Genomic DNA, 13,733 nt, shown 5'->3' with positions numbered 1-13,733 from the left:
CTCAAAGGCCGCCCTGTTCCTTTAGAAAGTCGACGATCCTGCTGACGCCCTCGCCGCGCTTCATGTCGGAAAAGACGAAGGGGCGTGCCTGGCGCATGCGGGTGGCATCGCGATCCATCACCTCGAGATCGACCTCGACGAAAGGCGCCAGATCCTTCTTGTTAATGACGAGAAGGTCGGATTTGGTAATGCCGGGGCCGCCCTTGCGCGGGATTTCCTCGCCCTGGCATACCGAGATCACGTAGATGGTGATATCGGCGAGATCGGGCGAAAAGGTTGCCGCCAGATTGTCGCCGCCGGATTCGATGAAAACGACATCGAGGTCAGGAAGCCGCTCGTTCAGGCCGGCAATGGCCTGCAGATTGATCGTCGCATCTTCACGGATGGCCGTGTGCGGGCAGCCGCCGGTTTCGACGCCGACGATACGGTCAGATGGCAATGCCTGCATCCGCACCAGCGCTTCCGCATCCTCGGTCGTGTAGATGTCATTGGTGACGACGGCGACGGAATAGTCCTCGCGCATCGCCTTGCACAGCTTCTCCGTCAGCGCCGTCTTGCCGGAACCGACCGGGCCACCGATCCCAACGCGCAAGGGTCCATGTCTCGATTTCATGCTCGCAACTCCGATAAAGTGATAGCATAGCTAAGCGTCGGGCGGCCGCACAGAGGCGAATGACGTAGGCGATGCCTCAATTTCAATATCTTCTTTGTAACGCCCATCATGACCTGAAGAGCCTCGTGCCCTGGGTCTCATGCCGCAGGCTCGCAATATCGGCCTGTACGGTCGCAGCGCCAAGATCGTCTAGGCTGGATTGAGCAGCGCGGCGCGCGACATCTGCAAACAGACCTTCCAGCCGCGCCAGAACGGCGACACCATCTTTCTGGCCGCCGACGCCAAGCCGGATGCCGGCGGATACCATCTGCGAGGCCAGCGCATGCAGGAAGGCGGCAGCCGCCTTCTCGGCGGCAATGCCATGCGCACCTGCGACGGCGCCAACCGCAACCGGATAGGCCGTCCTTGCCGGGAGCATGGAAAAGATCGCATGTGGCCAGGCGGCAGCGGCCGAGAGAAAGGCATCTCCAAGCAGCATGGTCTCGTTATGCCGCTCCTTCGAGCCAGCCAGCGCCTCGGCAAGTTCCGCAACGGTCGCAAGCCGCTGCACATCTGTGCCCGCCCCGTGCGCCTCCACAAGCAGCACTGCATCATTCCACGCGGAACCATGCTCAATGATTGCAGAAATCCAATTGCTGAGGCCGGTGCTGTCGCGCACCAGGCCGTCATGCACCGCACGCTCCAAACCGCCGGAATAGGCAAACGATCCCACAGGAAACGCCGGGGATAGCCACGCCATCAGCCGCAGCAGCGCCTGCAGGTCGCCATCGTCCGAAACCACCGCGTTGGTCATCACGGTTCAATCATGCGAATGGTTGTGATGATCGTGTCCGTGGTCATGCCCGTGACCATGATGATGGTCGTGGCCGTGCGAATGGCCTCCATGGGCGTGGTAGGCGCCTCGCGCGGGCTGGAAAGGCTCGCTGACTTCGGTCACGACAGCCCCCAGCCCCTCAAGCATGGACCGGATCACATGGTCACGCAAGATCAGGATACGCTCCTCCTCGATCTGCGCGGGAAGATGGCGGTTGCCGAGATGCCAGGCAAGCTCGATCAGATGCCTGCGATCGCGCGGGCGGATCTCGAAAAGTTTTTCATCAGCTGCAACGATCTCGATCAGCTCGCCATCCTCGCGCACCAGCAGATCGCCGCTGGCAAACAGAACCGGCTCCTTAAGATCGAGCATGACCATCTCGCCATTTTCGAGATGCAGCAGTTTGCGGCGCAGATGCCTGAGATCATGCGGCAGGACGACACGATCGATCGGATTGGAGGAAGGAGTGCCGGCCGGCAGATAGGAAGTGACGCGTAGCATGACTGTTCCAGTTTAATACTTTATCAGACCATGCAAAATAGTCGCCTCCCGCGCAAGCATCAATGGCGCATGGAAGCCTCACATCCGCTGCACATAGCGCTGCAGTTCCCTGACATCCGTCGTTGCCTCCTGTTCCTGCTCCGTGGCGCAGCGATGCCAGACCTGCGACAGACGCTCGCGCTCGTGCATGACACGGTTGCGGCCGAGTGTCTTGGCAAGATAAAGCGCCTTGTCGGCGGCGGCGTAGACGGTCTCCGTCTTGCGATCCGCGCCGATATCGGCAATCCCGGCGGAAATGGTGATCTTCACCGACCCGCCTTCAATGGCGATCGAATGTTCGGCGATCTGCTCCTTGATCTCCTCAACGCGCGCGATACGCTCGGCCGTATCGCCGCCATGAATGATGACGCCGAATTCCTCACCGCCAAGCCGTGCAATCACGTCTTCTCCGGTGAAGGCATCGGAAAATAGCCGCGACACTGCAACGATCACGGCATCACCGGATGCATGCCCGAAACGATCGTTGATCGCCTTGAACCGATCCAGATCGAAAATCGCCAGAGAAGCGCCGTCTCCGGCCATACTCAACGCCTCGGTAAAAGCACGGCGGTTGAGCAGGCCGGACAGCATATCGGTGCGGCTCAACCGCTCGAACTCAGCACGGGAGACCGCGAGCCTGTGGATGGAAAAGCCTGCCAGCACCGCAAGCGCGCCGGACACGGTGCCCCCGATGATCCATGCCAGCAAGACACCAAAACGCATCGCCTCGAAGATCGGCAATGGCAGAAGATCAAGCCATTGCATCACAAAAAGCAGCACCAGGATGATGGCAAGCGACATGATGACGGCGACGAAACTCATCTTAAGCGCGAAAATAAAAATCGCACGTCGCTGCTGAAAATTACCGAGTTCGGCCTGCAGCGAAATCCATTGCTTCATGCGATTCACCTTCCTCAGCCCACTATTTCAATCATGTGAGATAGGGGTGAAGACGCTTCCAGGTCTTTAATGGAATGATTAAAATGCGGCGCATTTCCCAAGTTGTGAACAGACGGGAAGGTACATCCACCAAATCCGGTTTGCCGGCAGAAATGCGCAATGGCAAGCCACCATGCCATGTCATTGATATTGCTGCGCCCAGTGCGCAGCATATGAAAACCCCGGAAAACCGGGGTTTTCATATCTGCCGATAATCTGCGTCCGAAATATCCTCAGAAAAGGAAATAGCGCTGCGCCATCGGCAGCACGGTTGCCGGCTCGCAGGTCAGAAGCTCGCCATCGGCCCGCACTTCATAGGTTTCCGGGTCCACCTCGATATGCGGCGTCAGGCTGTTGTGGATCATCGATGCCTTGGAAATGCCGCCGCGCGTGTTCTTGACGGGCAGCAGCGCCTTGGCAACGCCGAGCTTGCCGGCAAGCCCGGCATCGAACGCCGCCTGCGAAACGAAGGTCACAGAGGAATTCGTCCGGTTCTTGCCATAAGCGCCGAACATCGGCCGATAATGCATCGGCTGCGGCGTCGGGATCGAGGCATTCGGATCGCCCATGGGAGCAGCCGCGATGGAGCCGCCGATCAATACCATCTCCGGCTTCACGCCGAAGAAGGCTGGATTCCAGAGTACCAGATCGGCACGCTTTCCGACCTCGATCGAACCGACCTCGTGGCTGACGCCATGCGCGATCGCCGGATTGATCGTATATTTGGCGATGTAGCGCTTCGCACGGAAATTGTCGTTGTCTCCGGTCTCCTGCGCCAGGCGGCCGCGCTGGCGCTTCATCTTGTCGGCGGTCTGCCAGGTGCGGATCGCCACTTCGCCGACGCGGCCCATGGCCTGGCTGTCGGATGAAATGATCGAGAAGGCGCCGATATCGTGGAGAATATCCTCCGCGGCGATCGTCTCCTTACGGATACGGCTTTCGGCAAAGGCAATGTCCTCAGGAATCGACGGCGATAGGTGATGGCAGACCATCAGCATGTCCAGATGCTCTGCGATCGTATTAACCGTATAGGGCCGCGTCGGATTGGTCGAAGACGGAATGACGTTCGACTGGCCGCAGATCTTGATGATATCGGGCGCATGGCCACCGCCCGCGCCTTCCGTGTGGAAGGCGTGAATGGTGCGACCCTTGATGGCACCGATCGTATCTTCCACGAAGCCGCTTTCATTCAACGTATCCGTGTGGATCATCACCTGCACATCGTATTCGTCGGCAACGCTGAGGCAGCAGTCGATAGCCGCCGGCGTCGTGCCCCAGTCCTCATGCAGCTTGAGTGAGCAGGCACCGCCGAGCACCATCTCTTCCAAGGCAGCGGGCAAAGACGCATTGCCTTTGCCCGAAAGGCCGATATTCATCGGAAAAGCGTCGAAGGATTCGATCATGCGCGCCAGATGCCAGGGACCGGGCGTGCAAGTTGTTGCCAGCGTTCCATGGGCCGGCCCGGTGCCGCCGCCAAGCATGGTGGTGATACCCGACATCAGCGCTTCCTCGATCTGCTGCGGGCAGATGAAATGGATATGGCTGTCCATACCGCCGGCAGTGACGATCTTGCCCTCGCCGGCGATTGCTTCCGTGCCCGGTCCGACGATGATGTTGACACCAGGCTGCATGTCCGGATTGCCGGCCTTGCCGATCGCGACAATGCGGCCGTCCTTCAAACCGATATCTGCCTTGACGATCCCCCAATGGTCGAGGATCAGCGCATTGGTGATGACGGTATCGACCGCGCCATTTGCTCGCGTCACCTGGCTTTGCCCCATGCCGTCGCGAATGACCTTGCCGCCGCCGAACTTCACCTCCTCGCCATAGGTGGTGAAATCCTTCTCCACTTCGATGAACAATTCGGTGTCGGCCAGACGCACCTTGTCGCCGACGGTCGGTCCGAACATGTTGGCATAGGCGGCGCGGGAAATCCTGTAGGGCATCAATCAATCTCCTTGGGAGGCAGAGAGGAGGTTCGTGTCGGCAAGTCGCCTCAGGCGGCCGAGGGATATGTAGGCGTCCACCAGCCGTTTCTCGGCGGCGAAGGGATGTTCCTCCCAGCCCGTGTGGCTGAAACCGGTAATGGCGATATCGTCGTCGGAATAACGCGCCATCACATCGGCAATCACGATCATGCCGCTGCTCGGCACAACGTAGGAGCCGGGATCATGCTCTGCGAGTGCCGCATCGACGCCTTCGTGAATGGATTGACCGATCACGACATGCCGCTTGCCGGTTGCCTGACAGAAGGCGGTGAACTGGTCGGTATAGTCGTCGCAGAAATCGTCGAGTTCCGGATGCGAGATCGCCAGCGGCGCACGCAGCGCCGCGAATTTGACCGGATCGCGCACGCTCCAGATCTCGGATGCGGAAGCAACGGCAGGGCTCTTGCGCCATTCGGCCGAGCCGAGCATGGCGCGCGCTGGCCGGCCGGTATTGCACACCGCAACGACGTCGGTCCGGCTGCCGCCGGCCCCCATCGAGCGGCAATCGTTGAAACGGATCACAAGATCGGCGGCATCGATGACGGCTGCGGCACCTGCCGCAACCTCACCATTACCGACAATCATTACGCTACGCCTGGAACTCACTGGTTGCCCTCCGGTCCATCGGCGAGGTCCTTCAATTCCTTGGTCCGCTTCTTCGTCAGGTCCGCCTTGCAGCCGGAGACGAGCATGGGCTCCATGGAGCCGCCACGCGCCTGGAACCCTTGGGCCTCGCATTCGGCGTCGCGATAATCCACCCAGGCTCGCTGCGCATTGATAAGCGCCTTTTCCGCGCCCTTCATGTTGTTGTCGAGATCCGCGTCGATGGCGACCATCGCGGCGCGCGTCTTCTTGTATTGCGCATTCAACGCCTTGTCGGCCTCACCGAATTCGAGCACAGCACAGATATTCATGTCCGTCTGCGTCTGTGCATTGGCGCAATCGGCCCCAGATTTCTTCGCGGTTTTCTGCGCAAAGACCGGGCCGCAAACCAGAACGGCGACAAGAGCGGCAGCGGATGCAAGCAATTTCATCGACATTGCGCTTCCCCAGAGACTCTACAGCTTGCCCATGACCTGCTGACGGAAGCCGTAGACCTCGCGCTTGCCCGACAGCGGGATCAGCGTTACCGAGCGTGTCTGCCCCGGCTCGAAGCGCACGGCTGTTCCGGCGGGAATGTCGAGCCGCATGCCCCTTGCCTTGTCGCGATCGAAAGAAAGCCCGGCATTGGTCTCGGCAAAATGATAATGGCTCCCGACCTGCACCGGCCGATCGCCTGTATTCGAAACCTCAAGCGTCACGGTCGGCGCCCCGGCATTGAGTTCGATGTCGCCGCTTGCGGCAATGATTTCACCTGGGATCATGGTTCTCTCCTCATGCGGCCCGGACGGGCGCGCATCCCTCAGCTTTCAGAACACGCTTGGTCGAAGCGGGATATTTGGCGAGCAACGCCGCCGGGCGGATAGGACGCGGCGCGAAATCGCCGCCGCAATTCGGACAGGCGCCACCCAATACGGTATCGACGCAATCGACGCAGAAGGTGCACTCGAACGTGCAGATCATCGCCTCCTTGCTTTCCGGCGGTAAATTCTTGTCACAGCATTCGCAATTGGGTCTCAGTTCCAGCATTTCAGCCTCACCGGATGGGCTCGTGGACGGTCACGAGCTTGGTGCCGTCGGGGAACGTCGCCTCGACCTGAACATCATGGATCATCTCGGCCACTCCCTCCATCACTTGATCACGGGTGATGACATGGGCACCAGCCTCCATCAGCTCAGCGACCGGGCGGCCGTCGCGCGCGCCTTCGACCACGAAATCGGTGATCAGCGCAATGGCTTCGGGATGATTGAGCTTGACGCCACGCTCCAGCCGCCGCCGCGCCACCATCGCCGCCATGGAAATCAGCAGCTTGTCTTTTTCTCTCGGAGTGAGGTTCATCGCCTACCTATGTGATTGCTGTTTGCTCAATTTACAGATTCCAGACTTTCGGCACGGGCGCTCCGTCGCGCAAGGCGGAAATGATCGGAATGAGAATTTTTCTGAGCGCGAACCCATCGGCGGCGGCGAGCCGCACGACGAGCTTCTCGCCCCAGTGGCTGGCGCCTGCCATATGGTTTTCGAGGAGCGGCCTGATCCGGCCGAGATAGGTCTCGGCCAGTGGGCCGACATAGAGCAAGGTCGCAAAGGCCACCTGATCGTCAAGCATCGCCATTTTCGCCGTCAATGCAGCCACATCGCCGTCCAGCCGCAACTCCTCGGCGTGAACCAGACGACCACCGCGGCGGATGCGCCAGCGGTCGCGAAACAGCCCCTGCTCCATCGCCTCGCCCATGGCTTTCCGCCCGAGCAGGATCGCCTCGACAGCAAGGAATTCGGCCGTTTCGTCAAGCTCGACATTCAATGCACGTGAAAGCGATGCGCGATCGAACAGGATGGTTTCCTGTGGCAGCCAATCGACCCGAGCGCCACTACCGATCTTGATCGAGGTTTCAACCTCGGCCGTGCCCATCGAAGCCTTGTAGATCTTCTCGCAAGCCTGTGTCGTCACGTCGATGCGCGTGCCCGGTCCGGCAACGACACTCCAATCCATCCGGTCGCCGCCGGTGAGACCGCCGGCGGTGTTGATGATGACCGCCTCCATCGAATGATCGAAAGTTTCCGGCAGCCTGATCTTGGCCGCCCCTTCCTGGAAAAGCTCGGCAAGACGCGTACGGCCGCCAAGCGACTTCGCCGCAAGATGGCCGCGACCCCGCGCCCGCTGCGGTCTCGTGCCTGCCGCCATCATTGCCATCAGCCTCTCCACACATCACGTCATGCCAAAGTCCGGCCATTCAAGCCCGGCAAGGAATAAATGCAAGCAATTCCTGTGCCTTATTCGACGCGGCGCGATATCGATCCTACACCACCCATATGAGCTGGATTCTTCATCAAACGCTCAAAAGAAAGGCAAATACATCCATCTTAAACGGATCTGTTTTATCCCCGAGACTGTAAGGCCATGCGTGTCAGCCTAGACCACGCGGTCCGGCGGCTCCCGCCCTGCAAAGAAAGCGGTGATATTGTCGACGACTTTCATGCCCATGGCCGTGCGCGTCTCTTCAGTGGCACTGCCGAGATGTGGCAGAAGCACGACATTCTCCAACTCCCGCAGCCGTTCGGGAACATGCGGCTCCGCTTCATAGACATCAAGACCGGCACCGCGGATCGTTCCCTGCTCCAATGCCGATATCAGCGCCGCCTCGTCGACCACATTGCCCCTTGCCGTGTTGATCAGGAAAGAGCCGGGCTTCATGGCTGCGAGACGAGCCGCATTCATCAGATGGCGGTTCTCGGCGCCGCCCGGACAGTGCAGCGAGACGAAGTCGGAGACTTCCAGAACATCTTCGACGGTTTGCAATTGCATGGCGCCATAGCGCGAAGCTTCCATCGGATCTATTGCCGAGCGATTATAGAAAACAACATCCATGCCGAAGCCGAAGTGACAGCGCTGCGCGAAGGCACGACCGATACGGCCGAAGCCGATGATGCCGACAGTCTTGCCCGTCACCTTCGTGCCGACGAGATGCGTCGGCCGCCAGCCGGTCCAGGTGCCAGCCCTAACCTCGCGCTCGCCTTCGCCGCCGCGTCGGGCAACGGAAAGGAGCAGCAACATGGCGATATCAGCCGTGCAATCCGTCAGCACGCCCGGCGTGTTGGTGACGGTTACGCCTTTCTTCTTGGCAGCAGCGATATCGATGTGGTTGAAGCCGACACCGAAATTGCCAAGGATCTTTGAGCGGATCGCCCCCTCGAAAAGCGCGGCCGGAAGCTTGTCGGAAACCGTCGGCAGGACGGCATCATAAGTGAGCAGCGCCTCGCGCAGCTGCCCCGCATCGAGTGCTGCGTCATCCCTGTTCAAAGTGGTGTCGAAACGCTCCGAAAGCACCGCCTCGACCGCAGCCGGCCAGCGCCGGGTCACGAGAATACGGGGTTTGCTCATGCTGTGATCCTCCTGCCGATACAGGGGAGACTTAAAGCAGCTTCGGCATGAAGGAAATGGCGAACCGATATCGCAGATATGAAAAAGCCCGACCTGTGGCCGGGCTTCCCAAATCTTGCTGATGCCGGAAACCGGCGTCGCAAAGTTTACTTCGAAATTTCGGCGTAGTTGTACTTGCCGTCGGAGCCCTTGGACCACTTGTACATGACGTAGTCCGGACGGGTGATGTCGCCCTTGGCGTTGAAGCCGAGGTCGCCGATTGCAGTCTTGAACGGACCCTTTGCCTTCAGCGCGTCGGCAACAGCCATCGGATCATTGGAACCGGCAGCCTTGGCGGCGGCAGCGATAACCTGCAGAGCCGAGTAGGAGTAAAGCGTGTAGCCTTCCGGCTCGTAGCCGGCAGCGCGGAACTTGGCGACGAGATCGGCGGAAGCCGGGTTCTTGCGCGGATCCGGCGCGAAGGTCATCAGCGTGCCGTCGACGGCGTCGCCGGCGATCGATGCCAGCTCGTTCGAGACGATACCGTCACCCGACATGAAGTGAGCCTTCACGCCCTGGTCAGCCATCTGACGCATGATGAGGCCAGCTTCCGTGTGCAGACCGCCGTAGTAGACGAAGTCGACGCCAGCCTGCTTCATCTTCGCGATCAGGGCCGAGTAGTCCTTGTCGCCGGGGGTGATGCCTTCATAAAGAACTTCCGTCACGCCGGCGGCGTTGAGGTTCTTCTTGGTCTCGTCAGCCAGGCCCTGACCATACGGGGTCTTGTCGTGAACGACGGCAACCTTGGCACCCTTGAAATTGTCGGCGATATACTTGCCGGCAACTTCGCCCTGCTGGTCGTCACGACCGCAAGTACGGAACGTGTTCCACAAGCCGCGCTCGGTGAACTTCGGGTTCGTCGAAGCGGGCGTGATCTGCAGGATGCCGTTTTCGGCGTAGACTTCCGAAGCCGGGATGGAAACGCCCGAGTTGAAGTGACCGACAACGAACTTCACGCCGTCAGCGACGAACTTGTTTGCGACCGAAACGCCCTGCTTGGCATCGGAGACGTCGTCGCCGAGTTCGATCTTGATCTTTTCGCCATTGATACCGCCGGCCGCATTGATGTCCGCAGCCGCCTGCTCTGCACCCTTCTGAAGCTGCGCGCCAAACGCAGCATTCGGGCCCGTCAACGGACCACCGACGCCAACAATAATGTCGGCCTTCGCAACGCCGCCGAAAGCGATCATCGCCGACAAGGCCACCGCCGACAGAAGATACTTCTTCATATTATTACTCCCAATTTTTAAGCGGGTTCCGTTTGATCTGCCCTGCGCGATACCCACCAATCATCACGCCGGTAACGCTTGCATTCCGAACTCTGGAAGCATGACCCCTGCCCGTTCCCGTCTGTTTTTATGGGGCTGGGTGACGCTCTTGGTTGTACGCAGACTGTGCCTAGTTTAGGCGCACTGTCAATTCTTCTTCTTCCACGAAAAGGCCGAGGTCTTTTCATAGAGCCAGTAATAATTATTCACCATCTGATCGGTACGTCGATACCGGTATCCCGCCGTCGCAAAAACAAGCAGAAGCACGACATCGATGATGTAGATGGTGACGTCGAAAACCGGGCCATTGAACAGCGCATGGTGCAGAAACTGCAGGCCAAGGCCGATCAGAAAGCTGTAGATGACGACAAGCGGATAGGTTTCCCAGCTGGATGCAACGGCGCGGCCAGCACGCCATGCGGTCCAGAAACCGAGAATGACGATAACAGCGCGGATGACCATGCGCCCGCCGGTATCGGTGTCGAAGAGAAGTCCCTGCATCTTAAATTCTCCGCGAAACGAAACTCAATGGTGACCGCCTTCGAGATAGGCGGCACGCACCTCCGGATTGGCGAGTAGTTCCTTGCCGGAACCGCTCATCGTCACCCGGCCGTTGACCATCACATAGGCGCGGTCGGAAAGCTTGAGCGCCGCAAAGGCGTTCTGCTCGACGAGGAACACAGTCAGCCCCTGGGTCTGGTTCAGAACCTTGATCGCCTCGAAGATGCCCTTGACGATCAGCGGCGCCAGGCCAAGCGAGGGTTCGTCCAGCAGCAGCAGCTTGGGACGCGCCATCAGTGCGCGGCCGATCGACAGCATCTGCTGCTCGCCGCCCGAAAGCGTTCCGCCGCGCTGCGACTGGCGCTCCTTCAGACGCGGGAAGAGCGTGAAGATCTTCTCGACGTCCTCGTTGAAATATTTGAGCTTGTCGAGACTCGCGCCCATCTGCAGGTTTTCATAGACGGTCATGCGCGGAAAGATGCGCCGACCCTCGGGCGACTGCGCGATGCGAAGCCGCGCGATCTCATGCGTCGGCATGCGCGTGATATCGCGGCCGTCGAAGGTGACCGAGCCGGTGCGCGCCTGCGGGCTGCCGCAGATCGTCATCATCAGCGTCGATTTGCCGGCGCCGTTGGCGCCGATCAGGCTGACGATCTCGCCGCTATTGACTTCGATATCGACGCCGGCAAGGGCGCGGATATTGCCGTAATAGGTTTCGACACCCGCAACTTTGAGAAGTGGTTGCCCCGCCATCAATGTTCACCCTCTTGGAGGTGCTCGACTTCGGCAATCACCTCTTCCACTTCCTCATCCTCGACGCCCAGATAGGCGGCAATCACGCGAGGATCATTCTTGACCTCATCCGGCGTGCCATCGGCGATCTTCTGCCCATATTCGAGCACGATGACATGGTCGGAAATTTCCATGACCACGGACATGTCGTGTTCGATCAGCAGGATCGATGTGCCGGTGTCCTTGCGGATGCTGCGAAGGAATTCGTTGAGAACCAGAGATTCGCGAGGATTGAGACCGGCAGCCGGCTCGTCCAGGCAAAGCAGTTCCGGCCCCGTACACATGGCACGAGCGATTTCCAGGCGGCGTTGCGCGCCGTAGGGAAGGTCGCCTGCAGGATCGTCGGCGCGATCGATGAGATCGGCCTTTTCGAGCCAGAAGCGCGCCAATTCGATCGCATTCTTCGCTTCGGCTCGATAGGGACCGATGCCGAGCAGGCCGAGGATCGTGTAGCCGGAGGCACGCATCAGCTTGTTGTGCTGCGCCACCAGCAGGTTTTCGAGCACGGTGAGGCCCGAAAACAGACGGATATTCTGGAAGGTACGCGCCACCTTGGCTTCGCGCGTGATCCGGAAATCCGGCAGCCGCTCCAGGAGATATTCCTTGCCGCTCTTCTGCTGCAGCGTCAGCATGCCCATCGTCGGTTTGTAGAAGCCGGTGATGCAGTTGAACACGGTCGTCTTGCCGGCGCCGTTCGGCCCGATCAGCGCGGTGATATCGCCACGCTTGGCCTCGAACGAGAAGTCGTTGATCGCCATCAGGCCGCCGAACTTCATTGACAGATGGTCGACCTTCAAGAGGACGTCGCTGGGGTTTGCGGTCACAGCGTTCATCAGCCGTGGCCCTCCTTGGTAAAGCTGCCTGAAACCGCTTTTCGCTCCTTGAGGAAAGCGGTCGGCTCGCGCGTGCCGACAAAGCCGCGCGGCTTGAAGATCATAACGACCACCATAGCGAGGCCGAAGATCAGCATGCGGTAGAGTTCCGGTGTAAAGTCCGGGCCGAAACCGGGAATGATCGTCGTATCGCCGAAGACCAGCCCGGTCTTGAGAAAGCTCATGTTGCGCAGCAATTCGGTGCCGCCAACCATGGCGATCGCGGCAATCGCGATGCCCTTCAGCGACCCCATGCCGCCGAGAACGACGATAGCGAGGATCACAGCGGATTCGAGGAACACGAAGGATTCCGGCGAGACGAAACCCTGACGTGCCGCGAAGAAGGAGCCGGCAAAGCCGCCGAACATGGCGCCGGTGGCAAAAGCCGTCAGCTTCGTCGTCACCGTATTGATGCCGAGCGAACGGCAGGCGATTTCATCCTCACGCAACGCTTCCCACGCACGTCCGATCGGCATGCGGCGCAGCCTGATGGTGACATAGGCGGTCAGCATGCAGAGCAGCAGGATCACGTAGAACAGGAAAACCTTGTACCAGGCCGACGAGATCGGCAGACCGAAACTGCGGACGAAGTTGTGCGGATCCTTCATATCGAAGGTATACAGGCCAAAAAGCGATGCCTTGGTGATGTTGGAGATGCCGAAGCTTCCCTGCGTCACATCGGTCCAGTTGGTCAGCACGATGCGGATGATTTCACCGAAGGCAAGCGTCACGATCGCCAGGTAATCACCCCTGAGGCGCAGCACCGGAAAGCCCAGGACCATCCCCCAAAGCGCTGCCAGAATGCCCGAAATCGGCAGAAGCAGCCAGAAGGATAGGCCGAAATGCATCGACAGCAGAGCATAGGAATAGGCGCCGACCGCATAGAAGGCGACATATCCCAGGTCGAGCAGACCGGCGAGGCCGACGACGATGTTCAGACCCCAGGCAAGCATCACATAGATGAGGATCTGGATGCCGAAATTGTCGACATAGGTCAGCGCACCTTGCGGCCCAAGGATAGCCACCGCCGCTATCGGATAGATCAGCAGAAACACAAGGGCGATCTTGTTGAAATGCTTGGAGACGAAGCTTTGTTCGCCCTCTACCTGCACGACCTTGGCCTTGGCTGCCTTTCGCGCCGCCAGATAAGGCTGGACGAAGATCGTCATGATGAAGCGGCCGACGGTAGCGATCGCGACGATGATCGCCAGAAGACCCCAGCGCTGCACGATAATCAGCTTGTTGTCCATATTCTGATCGGTCTTGAGACCGATATAGAGGACGAACATGCCGAAGGATATGACAGCGGTCCAGAGGGCGTCCGTAATCCCCTTCTGGACAAGACCGGGCGCGGTCTTGCCTGCAACGAAGTTTGAATTTGCCATGG

At 59.7% G+C, this 13,733-nt stretch carries 17 protein-coding genes; all 17 read right to left on the bottom strand.

Translation table 11 applies throughout. The annotated features are described in order from the left end of the window. Position 1: 1 nt before the first annotated feature. The 17 genes from ureG to livM all read right to left on the bottom strand — a co-directional run bounded on the left by ureG (position 2) and on the right by livM (position 13,731). Positions 2 to 613, bottom strand: coding sequence for an urease accessory protein UreG (ureG, locus tag GDN47_RS02315; RefSeq protein ID WP_095435593.1), 612 nt, complete (start codon positions 611 to 613; stop codon positions 2 to 4). Between the two features lie 106 nt (positions 614 to 719). Beyond that, a complete protein-coding gene (locus GDN47_RS02310; RefSeq protein ID WP_145632155.1) occupies positions 720 to 1,406 on the bottom strand; it encodes an urease accessory protein UreF in 687 nt (228 codons plus the stop codon). Between the two features lie 6 nt (positions 1,407 to 1,412). Further along, positions 1,413 to 1,928, bottom strand: a complete 516-nt coding sequence (gene ureE, locus GDN47_RS02305; protein ID WP_113389054.1) for an urease accessory protein UreE — start codon at positions 1,926 to 1,928, stop codon at positions 1,413 to 1,415. A 78-nt stretch (positions 1,929 to 2,006) separates the two neighbouring features. Next, entirely contained in the window at positions 2,007 to 2,867 is an 861-nt protein-coding gene (locus GDN47_RS02300) for a GGDEF domain-containing protein (protein WP_113395461.1), read from the bottom strand. Between the two features lie 272 nt (positions 2,868 to 3,139). After that, entirely contained in the window at positions 3,140 to 4,852 is a 1,713-nt protein-coding gene (ureC, locus tag GDN47_RS02295; protein WP_113389055.1) for an urease subunit alpha, read from the bottom strand. Between the two features lie 3 nt (positions 4,853 to 4,855). Further along, positions 4,856 to 5,479: a Urease operon accessory protein gene (locus tag GDN47_RS02290; protein WP_113389056.1), complete on the bottom strand. Its 624-nt coding sequence runs from the start codon at positions 5,477 to 5,479 to the stop codon at positions 4,856 to 4,858. A gap of 17 nt (positions 5,480 to 5,496) precedes the next feature. Further along, positions 5,497 to 5,934, bottom strand: coding sequence for a lysozyme inhibitor LprI family protein (locus tag GDN47_RS02285; protein ID WP_173002431.1), 438 nt, complete (start codon positions 5,932 to 5,934; stop codon positions 5,497 to 5,499). An 18-nt stretch (positions 5,935 to 5,952) separates the two neighbouring features. Continuing rightward, on the bottom strand, positions 5,953 to 6,258 hold the full coding sequence (locus GDN47_RS02280) for an urease subunit beta (RefSeq protein ID WP_112503616.1): 306 nt from the start codon (positions 6,256 to 6,258) through the stop codon (positions 5,953 to 5,955). A gap of 10 nt (positions 6,259 to 6,268) precedes the next feature. Then, positions 6,269 to 6,523, bottom strand: a complete 255-nt coding sequence (locus tag GDN47_RS02275; protein WP_145632153.1) for a DUF1272 domain-containing protein — start codon at positions 6,521 to 6,523, stop codon at positions 6,269 to 6,271. A 7-nt stretch (positions 6,524 to 6,530) separates the two neighbouring features. Beyond that, positions 6,531 to 6,833, bottom strand: coding sequence for an urease subunit gamma (locus GDN47_RS02270; RefSeq protein ID WP_092712060.1), 303 nt, complete (start codon positions 6,831 to 6,833; stop codon positions 6,531 to 6,533). Between the two features lie 31 nt (positions 6,834 to 6,864). Continuing rightward, positions 6,865 to 7,686: an urease accessory protein UreD gene (locus tag GDN47_RS02265; protein WP_145632152.1), complete on the bottom strand. Its 822-nt coding sequence runs from the start codon at positions 7,684 to 7,686 to the stop codon at positions 6,865 to 6,867. A 219-nt stretch (positions 7,687 to 7,905) separates the two neighbouring features. After that, positions 7,906 to 8,874, bottom strand: a complete 969-nt coding sequence (locus GDN47_RS02260) for a 2-hydroxyacid dehydrogenase (protein ID WP_145632148.1) — start codon at positions 8,872 to 8,874, stop codon at positions 7,906 to 7,908. A gap of 146 nt (positions 8,875 to 9,020) precedes the next feature. Further along, the gene (locus GDN47_RS02255; protein ID WP_095435602.1) at positions 9,021 to 10,142 is read right to left on the bottom strand and encodes a branched-chain amino acid ABC transporter substrate-binding protein; all 1,122 of its coding nucleotides are present in this window, start codon (positions 10,140 to 10,142) and stop codon (positions 9,021 to 9,023) included. Between the two features lie 186 nt (positions 10,143 to 10,328). Further along, on the bottom strand, positions 10,329 to 10,682 hold the full coding sequence (locus GDN47_RS02250) for a DUF6867 family protein (RefSeq protein WP_095435603.1): 354 nt from the start codon (positions 10,680 to 10,682) through the stop codon (positions 10,329 to 10,331). Positions 10,683 to 10,706: 24 nt separating this feature from the next. Next, positions 10,707 to 11,435: an ABC transporter ATP-binding protein gene (locus tag GDN47_RS02245; protein WP_069611708.1), complete on the bottom strand. Its 729-nt coding sequence runs from the start codon at positions 11,433 to 11,435 to the stop codon at positions 10,707 to 10,709. Then, the gene (locus GDN47_RS02240; protein ID WP_069611709.1) at positions 11,435 to 12,307 is read right to left on the bottom strand and encodes an ABC transporter ATP-binding protein; all 873 of its coding nucleotides are present in this window, start codon (positions 12,305 to 12,307) and stop codon (positions 11,435 to 11,437) included. The genes GDN47_RS02245 and GDN47_RS02240 overlap by 1 nt, the downstream gene beginning before the upstream one ends. Next, a complete protein-coding gene (livM, locus tag GDN47_RS02235; RefSeq protein WP_145632146.1) occupies positions 12,307 to 13,731 on the bottom strand; it encodes a high-affinity branched-chain amino acid ABC transporter permease LivM in 1,425 nt (474 codons plus the stop codon). The genes GDN47_RS02240 and livM overlap by 1 nt, the downstream gene beginning before the upstream one ends. Positions 13,732 to 13,733 lie beyond the last annotated feature (2 nt).

Source organism: Martinezella dioscoreae, from assembly GCF_009176305.1.
GTDB lineage: Bacteria > Pseudomonadota > Alphaproteobacteria > Rhizobiales > Rhizobiaceae > Rhizobium > Rhizobium dioscoreae.
This window is presented reverse-complemented; position numbering and strand designations above follow the sequence as displayed.